The organism is Azospirillum argentinense (assembly GCF_000632475.1).
Lineage (GTDB): Bacteria > Pseudomonadota > Alphaproteobacteria > Azospirillales > Azospirillaceae > Azospirillum > Azospirillum baldaniorum.
Genome location: NZ_CP007794.1, coordinates 561,492 through 577,289, shown reverse-complemented (window position 1 = coordinate 577,289; position 15,798 = coordinate 561,492). Strand labels below are relative to the sequence as shown.

Genomic DNA, 15,798 nt, shown 5'->3' with positions numbered 1-15,798 from the left:
GAAGGGACCACGCGTCGAAAATTGGGCGCGTCGAAAGAGGGATCGTCTCCCACCGAAGCCTCGGGAGTCGGAATCCCGCGAACTGAACTCTCGGGACGGGGGCGCCGTCACTACGGACCGGCAGCCCCGCCGAATGAAGAGAAGCTGGAGGAAGAGCAACAATGGCGTATTGTTTCGAAGCCGAACTGATCCGTTGCATGCCGAACCTGCAGCGCTATGCCTGCAAGTTGACGCGCGACGTCAGCGCCGCCGAGGATCTCACCCAGGACTGTCTTGCCCGCGCTCTGTCCCGCCAGCATCGTTTCGAGCCCGGCACCAATATGCAGGCTTGGCTGACCACGATGCTGAAGAATCTGCATTTCAACAACCTCCAGCGTGAAAAGCACGTCACCAAGGTCGAACTGTGGGACGGCGCCATGTCGGTCGAGGCCTCGCAGATCGCCCGGCTGGTCTTCCGCGACGTGGACCGCGCCTTCGGTGCCCTCACCCCCAGCCAGCGCAAGGTCGTGAAGCTGGTCGCCATCGAAGGCCGCCCCTATCAGGAGGCCGCGGAGAAGCTGAACGTCTCCATCGGCACCATCCGGTCCCGCCTGTGCCGGGCCCGCGAACGGCTGAACAACCTGATGGCCGCCTAGGGCGCGGCAGGGAATGCGCCGCGGGGTATGGCAACCGTACAACAGGTTGATTCTTCCATCGCATCGGACAATCCGGCGCCGGAACAACCGATGGGAGCGGCTGTTACATTCCGCGTGTGAAACGAGTATGGCTGCTGCGGAGTGGCCGAACATCCACGGGGACCGATCGGATACGCTTCGCCATCCATTTGGCGGTATCGCATCATCCCCATAAGAAGAGGTAAGTCACCACTCCCGACGCCGTGCCCGCCGCACTATATTGAACTCTGCGTCGCGGATCGTTTCCGTCTCAGGGGGATGGCCTCCGGAGACGTTCCGGGATCAAAAGATATGAAGCGTGTGACGATGAACCATATCAACGCATATCTTGACGGTGCCTTGGACGATAAGGAGCGTCAGGAGTTCGAGCAGTCCGTAGAGGACGATGCCGACGCAAAGGCCGTGGTGACCTTCCACAGAAGCCATGTGGATGAGCTTCACCGCCTTTACGATCCCGTGCTGGAAGAGCCGGTACCGGCGCGCATGCTCGAACTGCTGAGGCAGCGCCGCAAGGACTAGCCACCCGATTCCCGCGTTCCATCGTCACATGAGGGGCGACCGGACGACCCGGCCGCCCGCTTTTTTTGCCCGCACCCTGGCGTTCCCACCGGCGTTGCGGGTCCTCCCGCATTTCCACGCGGCTTCCCCCTTCGGATCAACGCTTGCCCCTTTTACAGACCGGCGGCTTTTCCCATAAACAGGAGCCGCGGAAACGGAAGCTGGGCCATGGGCGCCCGGACCGGCGGGAACGAAGAGGATAAACAGCGTCCATGGCGCGCGGCAGGCCGGCACCGAACATCATTCTGGGTCCCGTCCTTTATTTCCGGGGAGAGCAAGGCGACCGCTGGTGGCTGTCCGCCCTCTTCGTGCTGGACGGCGACGCCGAACCCTACGATCTGCGGGTGGACGGCGTGACCCTGCCCGTTCCGCCCCGCCACCTCGCCCAACGGGGCAATCGGCATGTCTGGCGGTTCGATTTCGCCATTCCGCGCGGCGCCCGCGATGTCGAGGCCGCCTATGGCTTCACCGACGGGGCCTCGCCGGGGGACACCTGGGCGGTGACCGTTCCGGGACGTGCCTCGCCGCCGCGGATCGCCTACGTCTCCTGCAACGGGGCGGAGGACGAGGAGAAAATCGCCGGGCTGGACGCGCCGCGCAACGCCCTGTGGGGTGACCTGCGCCGCCGCCATGAGGGCGAACGCTTCCACCTGCTGCTGCAAGGCGGCGACCAGCTCTACGCCGACGCGGTGTGGCGCAAGCCGCCGCTGCTCAGCGCCTGGAAGAAGCGGACCGACGCCGCCCGCCTGGACGAGCCCTTCTCCCCCGCCATGGCGCAAGAGGCGGAAGACTTCTACTTCGACCTCTATCTGAGGGTCTGGGGCCAGCCGGAAACCGCGGCGGTCACGGCGCGCATTCCCTCGGTGATGATGTGGGACGACCACGACATCTTCGATGGCTGGGGCTCCCACCCGGACGAGGAGATGATGTCCCCGGCCTGGCGCGGCGTGTACGCGGCCGCCCGCCGCCATTTCTCGCTGTTCCAACTGGCCGCCATGGAGGGCGCCCAGCCGGAATGCGTGTGGGGGGCGCCCATGGACTCCTTCAGCCAGGGGTTCAGGCTCGGCGACGTCGGCGTCTTGGCGCTGGACATGCGCAGCGACCGCACGCCCCGCCGCGTTCTGTCGGACCGGGTGTGGGAGGCCCTGCCGGAGTGGCTGGAACGCTTCAAGGGTTGCCGCCACCTGATCCTGATGTCCAGCGTGCCGCTGCTCTACCTCGACACCGGCGTGATGGAGCGGGCGGTCGGCCTGTCGCCCGTCCGCGTCGGGATCGAGGACGATCTGCGCGACCAGTGGCGCAGCCCGGCCCACGCCGAGGAGTGGCTGCGCCTGATCGGCCTGCTGGCGGAATTCTCACGGCGCACCGGGTGCCGGGTAACGTCCGTATCGGGCGAAATCCACGCGGGCGCTCGGGCCGTGCTGCGCGGCGGCGGCGTGGAGATCTGGCAGCTCATCGCGTCGGGGGTCGTCCATCCGCCGCCCGCCAAGGCCACCGCCTTCGCGTTGGAATGGCTGGCCGGCCGCAAGGAAACCCTGCCCAACGGCTATGTCTTCGAAATGCCGGCTTTTCCTGAGTCGGGCAAGCGCATCATCCGGCAGCGCAACTGGCTGTCGCTGATCTTCGACGGCAAGGGGCAAATCCATGCCCGCTGGTCCGCCGAGGGCCAGCCGAACCGCTACACCCAGGTGATCTGACCGGAGTTGAGCCGGCTCACTCCGACTGCGGCGACCGGCGGCGGTTGCGCAGATTGAGCGCGTTGAGGAAGCTGGTGGCCTGCGCCGGCGTGGCCGGCCCGCCGGCCCCCGGCGCCTTGGCCGAGGTTGCCAGGAAGCCACCGACGCGGGCGCGCAGCTCGACCGAATCGTGGGCCGCCTGATCGGCGGTCTCCGCCACCTGACGGCGCACGTCGGCATCGAGCGTGTTGAAGGCGCGGGTGGCGAACTCGAAGGCCGGCTGGGACTTGGTGGCGATCACCTGCCGCAGCGCCTTGGAAACCAGAACCGTGTCCAGCCCGCCGGGGCCGTCCACCCCGTCCAGGACATCGGCCAGGATGCCGATGGCCTGAAGGGTCTGGTTGTCATCGAGCGAGATGGGCTCCAGGCCGTCCATGACACTCACTTCCGATGTGGTTTGCCGAAGCGTGGTTGAACCAGCGGACGCCGCCGGAACTTTTGCCGGTGCGGGAAAGCATAGTCGGAGCGCCCCGCCGAGGCAATGCGCACGGCGTCAGGCCGCACGCTTGGCACTGCGATTGACCAGGGCGACCCCGGCGACCGCCAGCGCCATGCCGGACAGGGCCAGCAGTCCCAGCCGCTCCCCGAACATCGCCCAGGCGATCACCGCCGTCACCGGCGGGACCAGATAGAACAGGCTCGCCACGCGCGCCGCCGCACCGCGCCGGATCAACAGGAACAGCAGGAAGATCGCTCCCACCGACAGCACGAAGCTGAGCCACAGCAGGGCGAAGACGAATTCGCCGGTCCAATCGATGCGCATCGTCTCGAACAACGGGGCCAGCACGGCCAGCACCGCCGCGGTCGCGGCGTACTGGATCGCGGCACCGCTGCGCAGGTCCATTGCCGTGCCGTGGCGCTTCTGGTAGAGCGTGCCGAAGGTGATGCCCATCAGGGCGGCCAGCGCCAGCCCGATGCCCAGCGCGTCGGTGGAGTCGAAGTGGAGCTTCTCGCCCACCACCAGCCCGACTCCGGCCAGCCCCATCAGGAAGCCCACCCATTGCCGTCCGCTCACCCGCTCGCCCAGCAGCGGGCCCGAGAGGGCGGCGGTCAGCAGCGGCTGGATGCCGACGATCAGAGCGGTCACACCCGCCGGCATGCCCTTGGCGATGGCGCAGAACACGCCGGTCAGATAGACGCCGTGCACCAGGAGCCCGGCCAGCGCGATCCGCCCGGCCTCGGCCCAGCTCTTCGGCCAAGGCGCGCCGGTGACCAGGGCGACAATGCCGAGGATCACCGCGACCAGCCCCAGCCGGACCAGCAGGAAGGTCAGCGGCTCCGCGTAGGGAAGGCCGTATTTGGCGCCGATGAACCCGGTGCTCCACAGCAGGACGAAGACGCCCGGCATCAGGCGCACCCAATCGGGCCGCCCGCCCGCGGCGGCGGTGGTCGCTTGCACGGTCATCGTCTCTCGTCGTCTCCTATCCCCGTGCCTGCACGCTTTCGGCGGCGGGGGCCTCGACCACGGCAGGCGGGTCCGCCAGCGGGGTCGCAACCTCCTGAACAGCCTCGGCCGGCTTCGGCGGCGGGTTGCGCCGCGCCTCGGCCACCGACTGGAGATGGGCGCGCAGGCTTGCATCCTTCTTCACCAGCCGATGGAAGTCTCTCACATCCAGGACCAGCAGTTGGCAATAGCCCATCGCACGCACATCGGCGTTGCGCCGCTGGCGGGTCAGCAACGCCATCTCGCCGAACACCTCCCCGGTGCCGAGCTGGACCGGCTCGTCCAGACCCGGAACCAGCACCTCGACGGCGCCGGACGCGATGAAGAACATGGCGTCGCCGCGCTCGCCGCGCCGGACGATGGTCTCCCCGGGCAGGACCAGCCGCGGCTTCAACAGGGTGGCGATGCCGCGCAGGCGGTCGCCCTCCAGCCCTTCGAACAGCGGCACCCGCCCCACGAGGTCCATCAGATCCAGCCGCAGATCGAGCTTCGGCAAGGCGTCGAGCGCGCGGCGGCGGTCGTCCAGATCGCGCTGCAGGTCGCTCAGGATTTCCTGGCTGATGATCGATTCGGAGAAGAGCGCCCGGTAATCCGCCTCCTCCAGCCGCAGCGCGGCGCGGCTGACGTAGCGGCTCTGCAGGATCAGCGCGTAGTCGGGGTACTGCAGCTTCAGCGCCGCCAGGGCCTGCTCGACCATGGCGAGGCGCACCGTCAGGATGCCTTCCAGCTCGCAGGCGACGTCAGTGCCCAGCACTTGGCCGACCTTGTCGTTGATGAACTCCAGAAGTTCGCGCTGCACCGTGCGCACGCCCAGAAGAATCTCGAACCGGAAGGCGAGCCGGCGGGCCAGCGGCGCGTGGATGCCCAGCCGGCGGTGCAGCAGGCTGGCGACCCGCATCCAGGGCGTGAAGGAGATGAAGGGCTCCTCGAAGGCGCGGTAACCGGCGCGCCCCTGGGTCTTCACCGCGTCGAGCAGGCGTCCGGTGCGGCGGTTCAGCAGTTCCGCCACGCCGCGTGACAGGATGCCCTCGCGGAAGTGCTCGTAATACAGCTCCTCCTCGCGGTTCACCAGGATGACGAGGCCGATGGTCACGCGGTCTTCGTTGTTCAGCGGCGCCTCGGTCGACCGCTCCCGGACGATGGCGTCGAGCCGGTCGCTGTATTGCGACACGATGGAGCCGACGGCCTGCTCGTCCACCTCGTAGCGGTGGGCCAGCCCCTCCACCCGCTCGCGCACGCCGGCCAGCGACAAAGCGAGCGCGCGGTTGCGCATGGCGTGCTCGACCGGGGACAGCTTGTTGAGGCCCAGCAGGTTGATGACGGCGCGCAGCGTCGTGCCGTTGATGAACAGCGTGTAGAAGACAAAGCCGGTGACCAGCACGGCAACGAAGCCCTGCACCCGGTCGGGCACGCGCCCGTTCTCCGTGACGGCCAGAGCCAGAGTCAGCGACACCGCGCCGCGCAGGCCCCCCCACAGCATCACCGTCTTGTAGGCGTGGCTGACCCGCTGGGCCAGACCGGCGCCGGACAGCAGCGGCAGCAGGCCGAACAGCACCAGAGCGCGCGCCACCGTCGCCGCCCCGACCACGACCAGCACCAGCCCGACGTCGCTCCAGCCGATGCCGCCCAGCAGGCGCGGCACCAGAAGCGCCGTCATCAGAAAGATCAGCGAATTCGCCCAGAAGCCGAGCTGTTTCCAGACATGCTCCAGCGCCCCCCAAGTGGCCGGGGAGATGCGCGTACGCCCCACCGAGCCGACCACCAGCGCCGCCGTGACCACCGCTACGACGCCCGACGCGCCGACGTAATGCTCCGCCAGCACATAGCTGAGATAGGCAAGCGCCACGGTCAGCGTGATCTCGGCCATCGGCTGGTCGCGCACCGGCTCGACGATCATGCAGACCACGCGCCCACAGACATAGCCGGTCGCCACGCCGCCGGCGAAATCGCGCAGGAACTCCATCGCCGCCTCGGTCGCCCCGCCATGGGCGTTGCGGGTCAGCATGCCGAGCAGCAACGTGAACAGGGCGATGGCCGCGGCGTCGTTCAGCAGGCTCTCGCCCTCGACCAGCATGGTCAGGCGGCGCGGCGCGCCCAGGTCGCGGAAGATGCTGACGACCGCCGCCGGATCGGTGGTGGCAACGATCGCCCCCAGCAGCAGGCAGGCCACCAACCCCATCGAGGTGAAGAGATTGAGCGCGTAGCCGACGGCGAAGGTGCAGACGAACACCGCCACCACGGCCATCAGCAGGATCGGCCACACGTCGTCGAACAGCCGCCGCACATCCACCGCCAGCGCCGTTTCGAACAGCAGCACCGGCAGGAAGACGTAGATCAGCACCTCGGACGAGATGTCCATCTCGGCCAGGGAATTCAGAAAGTCATGGAAGGGGCCGGTGCCGCCCTGCCCGGCGAAGGTCTGGATCGCCAGCCCCAACGCCACACCCACGGCGGCCAGCAGCACCGTGTAGGGCACTCGCAGCCGCGCCGCCAGTGGCGGAAGCAGGCTGACCAGCGCCAGAAGGCCGGAAACCGCGAGGACATAAATGACGATGACGTGCATGGGGCTGCCTTGCCCTTGGGGGGTCGCGGCGCACGGTATCGCCCGATTGGGGCGGGAGCAAGGTCAGGATAAGGGACAAAGCTGTTCCGTACGTGTGACCGGACGTACGGTCCGGCCACACCCGTACGAAGGGGGACGTACAGTCTTACGCCACCGCCAGGGTCACCGTCATGCGGAAGCCGCCGGTGGAGCGGTTCTCGGCGCGGACCTTGCCGCCGAACGCCTCGATGTTCCGCCGCACGATCCACAAGCCAATGCCGAAATGGGTCGCCTCGGCCTGGTTCTGGGCCGCCGCGTCCTCCGGCATGCCCCGTCCCGGCTCGCGCTGGGAGAAGTAGCGCTCGAAGATGCGCGGCAGGTTCGCCGGATCGACGCCCGGCCCCTCATCCTCGACCACCAGCTCCGCCCAGGCGCCGTTGCGCGACAGGCGCACGCTGACGGTGCCGTCCGGCGGGGAGAAGCTGACGGCGTTCTCCACCAGATTCTCGATGACGGTTTCCAGGATGTCGTCGCTGGCCCGCACCACCACCCCGGATTCGATGCGCGAGCGCATGTGGAGCTGCCGTTCGGCGAGCAGGCTGGTGTAGCCGCCGGCCATGCGCTCGACCAGATCGGACAGGTCCACCCGGCGGCGCGGCGGAACCAGCAGGTCGGCGGCGGCCTCGTCCATGCGCCGCCCGAAGGAGACCAGACCGTCGAGCTTGTCGACCGACTTCTCGATCATGGTCAGGGCGCGCTGGCTGCGGTTGTCCTCGGTGGACAGCGAGCGGCGCAACGGCTCCACCGACTGGCGAATGACCGCGATGGGCGTCTTGTAGGCGTGTGCGTTGTCCTCCGCCGCGCGGCGCAGCGACCGCGCGCTTTCGCGCAGGGTATCGACCAACCGGTCGAAATCCTCGGCCACCCCGGACAGCTCCGGCACGGTGTTGCGGTTGGTGAAGGACCCCTGCCCGCTCTCGCCGATGCCGCCCGACACGATGTCGCGGGCCAGATCGCCGAACCGGTGCAGGTTGCGCCACACCCCCAGCAGGACAGCCATCACCAGCGCCGCCATGACGATGTAGATCATCGCCGCGGCCTGGACGACCGGCGTGCTCCAGTAGGGACGTCCCAGGGAGGATTCCAGATAGCCGCCGGCGGTGTGGCTGGTCACCAATGCCCAGCAGCCGAAGGCCGTGTTGATCGGCGTAACCGAGGTCAGGATCTCATAACCGCCGGAGGAGCGCGGCAGGCGCAAGGCCAGCGGCTCGTTCCCGGCGCAGGAGGCGCCCAGCCGGTCCAGCACCCCCTGCTCGAGGAGCTGGTGCCGCTCGGCGTCCAGATCGTCGGTGGGCACCGACGGGGCGGCGGCGACGTAATAGAAGCCGTCGCTGCCCATCAGGTTGTTGCCGGCCAGGGCGCGCGGCCGGACCAGCAGCTTCAGCCGCGTGTTCCCATCCGCGAAGCGGCGCAGAATGGGACCGAGCTGCGGCAGGGCCGCGCGGTTGGCACGGGACAGGTCCGGTTCCAACGCGCGGGCGATCAACTCGCCCTGCCGCTGCGCGCTTTGCAGCAGCAGGGTCTGCGTCGTGGTGTCGGCGCGCTGGAACTGATCGTAGATCAGCACCGGGACCGCCAGGAAGACGATGGTCAGCAGCGCCAGCCGGCTGGCCAGCGAGTGCCACAGCCACCGCAACCGGCCGCCGGGGAAACCCGCCATGGAGAAGCCTCCCTTGGTGAGTTCCGCCCCGTCCCGCACCTCGTCAGGCCCGCGGGCCTCAATCGGCAGCAGCGCCATCGGCCATCACATCCGCGTCGTCGTCGCGCGTGCGGCCCGTGCCACCGGTGCCGTTGCCCCAGCGGTAGCCGAAGCCCGGATAGTTCTCGATGCAATCGAACTCGGCGTCCACCACGCGGAACTTCTGGCGGATGCGCTTGATGAAGGCGCGGACGTTGGCGCGGTAGCCCGACGGGCCGTAGCCGGCCAGGAAGCCCTTGCCATGAACGAGGTCGTAGATCTCGCGGTAGGACACGTCCTCTTCCGGACGGGTCGCCATCAGCTTGACGATGTTGAACTCGGTCAGCGTCAGGTCGATGCGCTTGCCGTTCCACAGGGCGCGGCTGTTGTCCAGGCGCAGGTCGAGATTGCCCAGCGCGTAGACGGACTCCTTCGGCCCCTCGGCCTCCTCGGGCGTGCCCTTGGAGCCGTCCACGATGAGGCGCATGCGCTTCAGGAGGATGGACAGGCTGCGCGACTTCTCCACGAAGTCGAGCGCGCCGCCGGCCAGGGCGGCCTCTTCGTAAATCTGATCCGACAGCACGGTGAGGAAGATCACCGGCAGGTCGATGCCGCGGGAGCGCATCTGGCGGAGGACGTCGATGCCGTCCATCTTCGGCATGCGCCAGTCCAGCAGGACGATGTCCACCGAACCGCCCTCGGCGAAGAAGTCGAGCGCGGGTTCGCCACGGTCGAAGGTGATGACCTCATACCCCTCGTCGGCGAGGTTGAGGCTGAGGGATTCGCGGAACAGGTCGTCGTCGTCGACCAGCGCCACGCGGGCGACGGCGGCCTCAGTCATTGCGGACATCCCAGCCTTGGGCAAGGAGTTGAGCGAAGCATCGTTTATCGACATCTGGGACATTTTCGCTGCTCTTCATATCGTAGGAAAGGGCACGGAAGTCCTGGGAGGACGTCATGTCCATGAAGAAGAAGACTTTGAGCGAACAGTCGCCCTTAGCGTAATGCCACACCTTTGCAGGTGGCGCCTCTTCCGTTGCGGCAGGGGTGCCCAGGAGACGCCGGGTCTGGACTTGGTCCAGGCCGACGAGCGTTTCGGGGGACAGGGTGGCGGGCGGGCTGGCGCCGCCGAACGGTACGGGGGGCAGCCCCGCCACCTCTGTCCCAGCCATGGCGATGACCTCGGCGGCGGGGCCGGTCCCCAGACCGTTCACCGCCGGCGTGGCCGCCTGATCCTTCCCCGCGGTCTTGACGCGCGGAGGAGCAGGTTTCGTCTTCGGCACCGGAACGGCCATGGCGGTCGGTCCGGCGGTCTGCGTTTCAGGAGGAACCGTGGTGCCGGGGCACCCGGCCAGCAGAAGAACCGCCAGCACAAGGCCCGCCTTCCGCCGCCGGCACCCCACTCCGACATTGGTTCCAGCCACTTCGCATATGGTACCCGTCATCGTCATCGTCGGGCCTTTCAAGCATCGTGGTTGAATTCGCGGGCGGTGTTGCTGGCCCCATGCCTGCACTTGCCGCCTCCGTGAGATCAAGGTCAGTCCAGTCTGGTTAATGTGGCGTTAAACCCCTGTTTGATACCCCCTTTTTGCGCACATTTGCGGCCAATTTTTGTTCCTACTCCTATCGATAGGTCGGATTTCGAACTAAATTCCCTATTTGGAGGTTAGATAGGAGGGCGCCGATCGCTTCAAATACCCTTACTTCCCTTTGGCTTATCCTATGACGGGAAAAGCATAGGGAGTCCGTGCGCGCGGCGCGTGGCACCGCGAGCCCCTGGGCGCAGAAACCGGCGAATGGGAAGGGAAAAGGAAAGGGCCAAAAAGAGCCCAAAAACAATCGGCGGCGGAGCCACCCGGGTATGGCTCCGCCGCCGGTCAGCCGGACGGGCAACAGTATCAGTAAGATGAGAGCGCCGCGATGGCGCCTCACAGGATGTTGCCGCTTGAACTCCAGCCTTCTATCCGGCCGGCATTACAGCCGGTCGGCACTGTGCGTACAATGCTTTTCGAGCATCAACCTTCACGCCGACCATCCTGCGCCCGCCGGAGACCGTCGTCAAGACCGCTTGGACTGCGAAATGGGCTGGGTTACCCAGATGGCGATACTGCCGAAGGGGATCACCCAACGCGTACGAAGGGGGTGCCCTGAGCGTCCGCGCCCCGACGCTCTTACGCCAGCAGATTGACCGAACCGGACAGGGCGGGCATCCCCAGATCCGTCCCGCCGAGAGCCGCCAGACTCTCCGCCGTGGGCATGATTGCCACCTCCCCGGCGGTACCGTCCGGCTCGCTGGAACCGCCGTCCGCATCGTCCGGAGTGGTCATGGCCTCCACGAAATCCTTCAGGGTCGTGCCGGACCCGAAGGCCGCCTGACGCAGTTCGTTGACGTTGTCCTGCGCCTCTTCGACGATTTTGTCGTAATCCTTGAAGGACTCCCGCCGCGCCTTGCGCCGCTCTTCGGCCTGATCCAGCTCGTTGGCGGCCTTTGCTTCGGCGATGATCGACTTCGCCTCGGCGAGGACGGCCTCCACCCGGCGCCCGAACTCGTCGGCCTCGCGGTAGCGTGACATCTTCAGATCGTTGTCGGCCATCATCCGCTGGATGTAGTTGCGGATCCGGTCGCCCTGCGGAGCGTTGGGCGTGGCGTTCAGGCTGGGCGCCACGTCTTTCATCAGCTGCTCGAGGTCGGTCCCCTGCCCATCCTTGGCCTCCTCGTCGGTTTTCCCTTCGGCCCTGTCCTTTTCCTTTTCTTCTTCCGTCTTTTCGGCTGCCGTCTTCTCGACCGCAGCCTTTTCAGTGGCGGACTTGCCATCAGACGGGGTTTTGCCGTCCGGAGCAACGCCTTGGGCCGTGGCCTGCCCGGCCAGACCGGCGGCCTCCGCCGCAACGGCCTCGGCGGCGCGGGCCTCTCCGTCTTCCGCCGCCTCTTCGCCGGCGGCCATATCCTCAGCCGTGCTCGTGCCCTCTGCGGCCGCAGCGCCCGTCGGCAGCGGCGGGGCCGGCGGAGCCGGCAGCATCTCCGATGGTGCCCCTTCGGTCGAGGCGCCCTCGGCCGTCACGCCCTCAGCCGTCGCGCCGTCGCCACGGATGGTCATCGTCACATCGACGGCGATTTCCGTCTGAACGATGGTGACGGAGGTGCGGGTGATCGTCCGCTCGATGGTGATGCCGCCGATGGACGGCGCCCCCGCCCCGCCGGGAAGCCCCATCTCCGCCGCGGCGGCCACGCCGGCGCCGTACTCCTTCGCCGCCCGTCCGGCCTGCTTGGCGAGGATCGCGGCTTCCCGCGCCAGCTGCACCAGCTTTTCCCGGTCGCCCTGGTTGTGGCGCATCATCATCTTCAGTTCGGAGATCTTGCGCTCGACCTCCTCCAGCCTTTGCGCGGCGACAGCCTTCGGCCCCCCGACGCGCTTGGCCTCCTCCAGCGCGTTGACCACGGCGGTGAAATTCTTCTGCTGCTCGGGAGTCATGGTGAACGGCATTTTCGCCTGGTCGGCCTTGTCCACAAGGCGCTGGGTGGCATCCTTGTAATCCATGGCGTCCATCGCCCGCTCCCAGTCCTTCTTGGCCTTCTGGAGCTGGAAGAGGCTGTTCTGGCCGTTGCTCAGAGCGGAAAAAATGCCGTTCACGGCCGCCTCCTCCGGTTCATTGGAACCTTCGCGAATTCGCGGAGAAGTTTAGCACAGTTTCGCCATCCGTCCAATTCCGACAGCGCTCCCGGAATCGGCTCCGGCAACCCCGCGTTGCTTCGCAGGAACGCAGTACACACCCTGGAACTCCGATGCCCATGAGGGTGTTTGATTCCCGACATCGGACGCCGCCAAGTGCGGCGAATTGCCGCAGGCTGCGGACCGGCACAGACCCGCAGCCGACCCCCGAGGAGGAAAACAGATGGCAGACCGCGATACGTTGGGCACCGGCGAACCGAACCGCAAGACGCCGGACCCGATGGCAAGCAGTGGAGCGAACACGGGAATGGGGAACGACCGTTCGCAAAACCGGGGTCCCTCCGACGACATCAACCGCATGGCCGGCGAGGCCGCCGATGCCGGCCGCGACACCCTTGGCGCCGCGCAGGGCCGCATCCGCTCGCTTCTGGAGACGCAGACGGACCGCGCCGCCGACCAGTTGGGCAGCGTCGCCAACGCGCTGCACAAGGCCGCGGAGCAGCTGAACGACGAGAACAACGGCACCGCCGCCCATTACGCCGGGCAGGCCGCCGACCGCGTCGAGCGGGTGGCCGACATGCTGCGCAACTCCACCGTGGACGACATGGTCGGTCAGGTGGAGCGCTTCGCGCGGCGTCAGCCGGAGGTCTTCGTCGGCGCGGCCTTCGCCGTGGGCTTCCTGTTCGCCCGCTTCGTCAAAAGCTCCGGAGAACGGCGATTTCGTGGCGCGTCGTCGTCGCATCTGACCGGCGGCTATGCCCGGCACGACCGCAGCCGTGGCGGTCATGACCAGGACCATCACGACTACCGTGACTTCGGCCTGCGTGGCGCCGACCGCGCCGGACAGGAGGCCCTGCGCACCGACCATGATCTCGCCGGCCATCGCCGGACAGGAACCGGCGGCATCGGCGGCGCGACCTCCTCGGAAAGCACCGGCGCGGTGCGCCCGAGGGCTGGCTTGTCGTCCGGCATCGCCTCCTCCGGCATGACGTCGGCGACGGCGATAACGTCGGCCGGCGGCGGGATCGGCCGCAACCAGGAGAGCCCGCGTCCGCTGAACACCGCCACCGCGGCGACCACCGCCGCCCGCACCCGTGACGCCGCCGAAATGGTCGCCGGCACCACGCCCAGCGCCACGCCCGGTTCCACACCCGGTTCCACACCCGGTTCCACACAGGGCAGCACCACCGAGTCCAAGCCGGTGTCCAGCAACAACCCGATCCAGGGGATCAAACCATGAGCGCTGCGGAGGACCGTTCCTACGATCCGCGGCAAGACCGTCCCATCGCCGGCCTGTTCGCCGATCTGGCGCGGGAGACCACCAACCTCGCCCGCACCGAGATCGAGCTGGCCAAGGCCGAGTTGACCGAGAAGGCCGGACAGGCGGCGGGCGGCGCGGCTTATGTCGTCGCCGGCGGACTGATCGCCTTCGCGGGCGTTCTGGTCCTGCTGGCCGCGGCGGTGCTGGCCCTGTCGAAGGTGATCGAGCCCTGGCTGGCCGCCGTCATCGTCGGGGCCGTCGTGCTGATCATCGGCGGCGTGCTGGCGATGATCGGCAAGAAGCGGCTCAGTCCGGAGAATCTCCAGCCGCAGCGCACCATCGAGACGCTGCGTGACGACAAGCGCTGGGCTCGCTCCCAGCTTGCCCGATGAGCGGCCCAATGAGCGAGGGGTCAAGGAACGGCGGTGAAAAGGGGCGCGAAACGCCCCGCGACTACGACGCGATGCAACGGGAGATCCGCGAACGCCAGGCCCGGATCGGCGACACGATCCAGGTCCTGAAGCGAAAGACCGCGCGGCTCGCTCCCCGTCACCTGATGGAGCAGACCATGAACCGGATGCACACCACCACCGGCGGCTACGGCGAACGCGCCCAGGACCGCTACTACGAGCCGATCCGCAACCAGTCCCACCAGCGGTCCCACTCGGTCGGCGAGACCATGCGCAGCAACCCGATTCCGCTCGCCATGATCGGCATCGGTCTGGGCTGGCTGGCCCTCACCGCCTCGGGCTACGACCGGCGCATCGCGCGCAGCGGCGCGATGCACAACGTCCGCGACCGCGCCGGCAGCGCCGCGCAGTACGCCCGCGACACCTTCTACAGCGCCGGCGGCACCGTGCGCGAGGCGGCCAGCCACGCCTACGAGCGCGCCAGCGATGCGGCGAGCCACGTCTACGAGCGGGCGAGCGACGCCGTGGACGAGGCCGGCGATCGCGTGCGCGGGCTGACCGATCAAGCCCGTGACCGGGCGCACGACATGCGCCGGGACATGAGCAGCCGCGTGGACAGCCACATCGGCAACCATGGCGGCAACCATGGTGGCGCCAGCCATTTCCGGGCATCGGACCGGCTGCACAGCGCGACCGGACGTTTCTGGGAGATGGTGGACGACCACCCGATGGTCGCCGGCATCATGGGCGTCGCGCTCGGCGCCGCTCTAGGCGCCAGCATCCCGTCCTCCCGCTATGAGGACCGCTGGGTCGGCGACTACGCCGACGAGGCGACCAGCCGCGCCAAGGAGATGGCCCTCGACGCCATGGACCGCGGCACCCGCGCCGCCCGCGCGGCGGTCGAGGCCGCGAAGGAAGAGGTCGGCGACGCGGTGAGCGCGGCCAGCGACGCGGCCCGGGAAGAGGCGCGCAAGCCGGGCTGATCCGGCTTCTCCCGTCGGCTCCCTTCGGGTTCCACGCTGACTGCACCGGCCCCGCGGCCTCAACCGCGGGGCCGGTTTTTCGTTGTCCGACCGCCCCGCATGGTTTCCCGTGGGTGGAGACCGCCCGCGACAGTTCGCCGCAGCGTGCACCGGGCGCAGGCCTGCCATCCTTATACCCGAGTGTTTTTCCCGGTTATCCCGCTCCGGTTCCGCTTGACAAAGGTCCTATGATGGCCACTTAATCAGGACCAATTTAGTCCTGTATCGGGGTGGTCATGATCCGGCTGAGCAAGCTGACCGACTACGCCATCGTCGTGATGAGCGAAATGGCGCGCCATGTGGGCACGGTTCACACCGTCTCCCATCTGGCGGAGCGCACGGGCGTGCCCTCCCCCACGGTCGCCAAGCTCATGAAGACGCTGACCCCGGCGGGCCTCACGACCTCGCACCGCGGCGCCGCCGGTGGTTATGCGCTCAGCCGCGCCGCCGATGCAATCTCTATCGCCGAGATCATCACGGCGCTCGACGGCCCGATCGCGCTGACCGCCTGTGTCGAGGGCGGCGACAGCCAGTGCGGCGTGCAGCGCCTGTGCCCGATGCGCGGCGGCTGGGAGAAGGTCAACAGCGCCATCCGCGGCGCGCTCGAACAGGTGACGCTGGCCGACATGATGGGACCGCCCGCCTGGGCGGAGGGCCCACCCGGTCCGCTCGACAAGATTGGAGCCGGCCCCAGCCCGGCACGGCGCGCCGCCGTCTGACGTTTCGGCGCCTTCATCGGACA

General features: G+C 68.0%; 14 protein-coding genes. 7 read left to right on the top strand and 7 right to left on the bottom strand.

The features are described from left to right. The first annotated feature begins 161 nt into the window (after window positions 1-161). From ABAZ39_RS16795 to ABAZ39_RS16785, 3 genes are all read left to right on the top strand, one after another. Window positions 162-635, top strand: coding sequence for a sigma-70 family RNA polymerase sigma factor (locus ABAZ39_RS16795; protein ID WP_014197118.1), 474 nt, complete (start codon window positions 162-164; stop codon window positions 633-635). Between the two features lie 330 nt (window positions 636-965). After that, window positions 966-1,193 (top strand): anti-sigma factor family protein, encoded by a 228-nt coding sequence (locus tag ABAZ39_RS16790; RefSeq protein ID WP_103039101.1) that lies wholly within the window; start codon window positions 966-968, stop codon window positions 1,191-1,193. 251 nt (window positions 1,194-1,444) lie between these two features. Then, the gene (locus ABAZ39_RS16785; protein ID WP_051658200.1) at window positions 1,445-2,929 is read left to right on the top strand and encodes an alkaline phosphatase D family protein; all 1,485 of its coding nucleotides are present in this window, start codon (window positions 1,445-1,447) and stop codon (window positions 2,927-2,929) included. Window positions 2,930-2,945: 16 nt separating this feature from the next. Here the strand turns inward: ABAZ39_RS16785 and ABAZ39_RS16780 are convergent, their stop codons facing one another. The 7 genes from ABAZ39_RS16780 to ABAZ39_RS36980 all read right to left on the bottom strand — a co-directional run bounded on the left by ABAZ39_RS16780 (window position 2,946) and on the right by ABAZ39_RS36980 (window position 12,324). Beyond that, window positions 2,946-3,344, bottom strand: coding sequence for a hypothetical protein (locus ABAZ39_RS16780; RefSeq protein ID WP_014197122.1), 399 nt, complete (start codon window positions 3,342-3,344; stop codon window positions 2,946-2,948). Window positions 3,345-3,461: 117 nt separating this feature from the next. Beyond that, complete coding sequence (locus tag ABAZ39_RS16775) at window positions 3,462-4,373, bottom strand: DMT family transporter (protein WP_051658199.1); 912 nt, start codon at window positions 4,371-4,373, stop codon at window positions 3,462-3,464. A gap of 16 nt (window positions 4,374-4,389) precedes the next feature. Further along, window positions 4,390-6,975, bottom strand: a complete 2,586-nt coding sequence (locus ABAZ39_RS16770; RefSeq protein ID WP_081863112.1) for a cation:proton antiporter — start codon at window positions 6,973-6,975, stop codon at window positions 4,390-4,392. A 145-nt stretch (window positions 6,976-7,120) separates the two neighbouring features. Continuing rightward, window positions 7,121-8,752 carry a sensor histidine kinase gene (locus tag ABAZ39_RS16765; protein ID WP_014197126.1) on the bottom strand — a complete coding sequence of 544 codons (1,632 nt, stop codon included), beginning with the start codon at window positions 8,750-8,752 and terminating at the stop codon, window positions 7,121-7,123. Continuing rightward, window positions 8,733-9,533, bottom strand: coding sequence for a response regulator transcription factor (locus ABAZ39_RS16760; RefSeq protein WP_040134068.1), 801 nt, complete (start codon window positions 9,531-9,533; stop codon window positions 8,733-8,735). Before ABAZ39_RS16760 ends, ABAZ39_RS16765 begins: the two co-directional genes overlap by 20 nt. Further along, window positions 9,526-10,065, bottom strand: a complete 540-nt coding sequence (locus ABAZ39_RS16755; protein WP_081863111.1) for a hypothetical protein — start codon at window positions 10,063-10,065, stop codon at window positions 9,526-9,528. The genes ABAZ39_RS16760 and ABAZ39_RS16755 overlap by 8 nt, the downstream gene beginning before the upstream one ends. A 798-nt stretch (window positions 10,066-10,863) precedes the next feature. After that, the gene (locus ABAZ39_RS36980) at window positions 10,864-12,324 is read right to left on the bottom strand and encodes a hypothetical protein (RefSeq protein ID WP_051658198.1); all 1,461 of its coding nucleotides are present in this window, start codon (window positions 12,322-12,324) and stop codon (window positions 10,864-10,866) included. A gap of 262 nt (window positions 12,325-12,586) precedes the next feature. On the opposite strand from ABAZ39_RS36980, the gene ABAZ39_RS33105 reads away from it, so the two are divergent. The 4 genes from ABAZ39_RS33105 to ABAZ39_RS16730 all read left to right on the top strand — a co-directional run bounded on the left by ABAZ39_RS33105 (window position 12,587) and on the right by ABAZ39_RS16730 (window position 15,775). Further along, on the top strand, window positions 12,587-13,603 hold the full coding sequence (locus tag ABAZ39_RS33105) for a hypothetical protein (protein WP_081863110.1): 1,017 nt from the start codon (window positions 12,587-12,589) through the stop codon (window positions 13,601-13,603). Beyond that, window positions 13,600-14,016 carry a phage holin family protein gene (locus ABAZ39_RS16740; protein WP_040134066.1) on the top strand — a complete coding sequence of 139 codons (417 nt, stop codon included), beginning with the start codon at window positions 13,600-13,602 and terminating at the stop codon, window positions 14,014-14,016. Before ABAZ39_RS33105 ends, ABAZ39_RS16740 begins: the two co-directional genes overlap by 4 nt. A gap of 8 nt (window positions 14,017-14,024) precedes the next feature. After that, entirely contained in the window at window positions 14,025-15,017 is a 993-nt protein-coding gene (locus ABAZ39_RS16735) for a hypothetical protein (protein WP_063922674.1), read from the top strand. A gap of 275 nt (window positions 15,018-15,292) precedes the next feature. Next, window positions 15,293-15,775: an SUF system Fe-S cluster assembly regulator gene (locus ABAZ39_RS16730; RefSeq protein WP_014197136.1), complete on the top strand. Its 483-nt coding sequence runs from the start codon at window positions 15,293-15,295 to the stop codon at window positions 15,773-15,775. Window positions 15,776-15,798 lie beyond the last annotated feature (23 nt).

Coding starts and splice junctions, on each gene's coding strand:
- ABAZ39_RS16775 (WP_051658199.1), bottom strand. CDS start 4,373: ATGACCGTGCAAGCGACCACCGCCGCCGCGGGCGGGCGGCCCGATTGG.
- ABAZ39_RS16765 (WP_014197126.1), bottom strand. CDS start 8,752: ATGGCGCTGCTGCCGATTGAGGCCCGCGGGCCTGACGAGGTGCGGGAC.
- ABAZ39_RS16770 (WP_081863112.1), bottom strand. CDS start 6,975: ATGCACGTCATCGTCATTTATGTCCTCGCGGTTTCCGGCCTTCTGGCG.
- ABAZ39_RS16780 (WP_014197122.1), bottom strand. CDS start 3,344: ATGGACGGCCTGGAGCCCATCTCGCTCGATGACAACCAGACCCTTCAG.
- ABAZ39_RS16795 (WP_014197118.1), top strand. CDS start 162: ATGGCGTATTGTTTCGAAGCCGAACTGATCCGTTGCATGCCGAACCTG.
- ABAZ39_RS16730 (WP_014197136.1), top strand. CDS start 15,293: ATGATCCGGCTGAGCAAGCTGACCGACTACGCCATCGTCGTGATGAGC.
- ABAZ39_RS16790 (WP_103039101.1), top strand. CDS start 966: ATGAAGCGTGTGACGATGAACCATATCAACGCATATCTTGACGGTGCC.
- ABAZ39_RS16760 (WP_040134068.1), bottom strand. CDS start 9,533: ATGACTGAGGCCGCCGTCGCCCGCGTGGCGCTGGTCGACGACGACGAC.
- ABAZ39_RS16740 (WP_040134066.1), top strand. CDS start 13,600: ATGAGCGCTGCGGAGGACCGTTCCTACGATCCGCGGCAAGACCGTCCC.
- ABAZ39_RS16785 (WP_051658200.1), top strand. CDS start 1,445: ATGGCGCGCGGCAGGCCGGCACCGAACATCATTCTGGGTCCCGTCCTT.
- ABAZ39_RS33105 (WP_081863110.1), top strand. CDS start 12,587: ATGGCAGACCGCGATACGTTGGGCACCGGCGAACCGAACCGCAAGACG.
- ABAZ39_RS16735 (WP_063922674.1), top strand. CDS start 14,025: ATGAGCGAGGGGTCAAGGAACGGCGGTGAAAAGGGGCGCGAAACGCCC.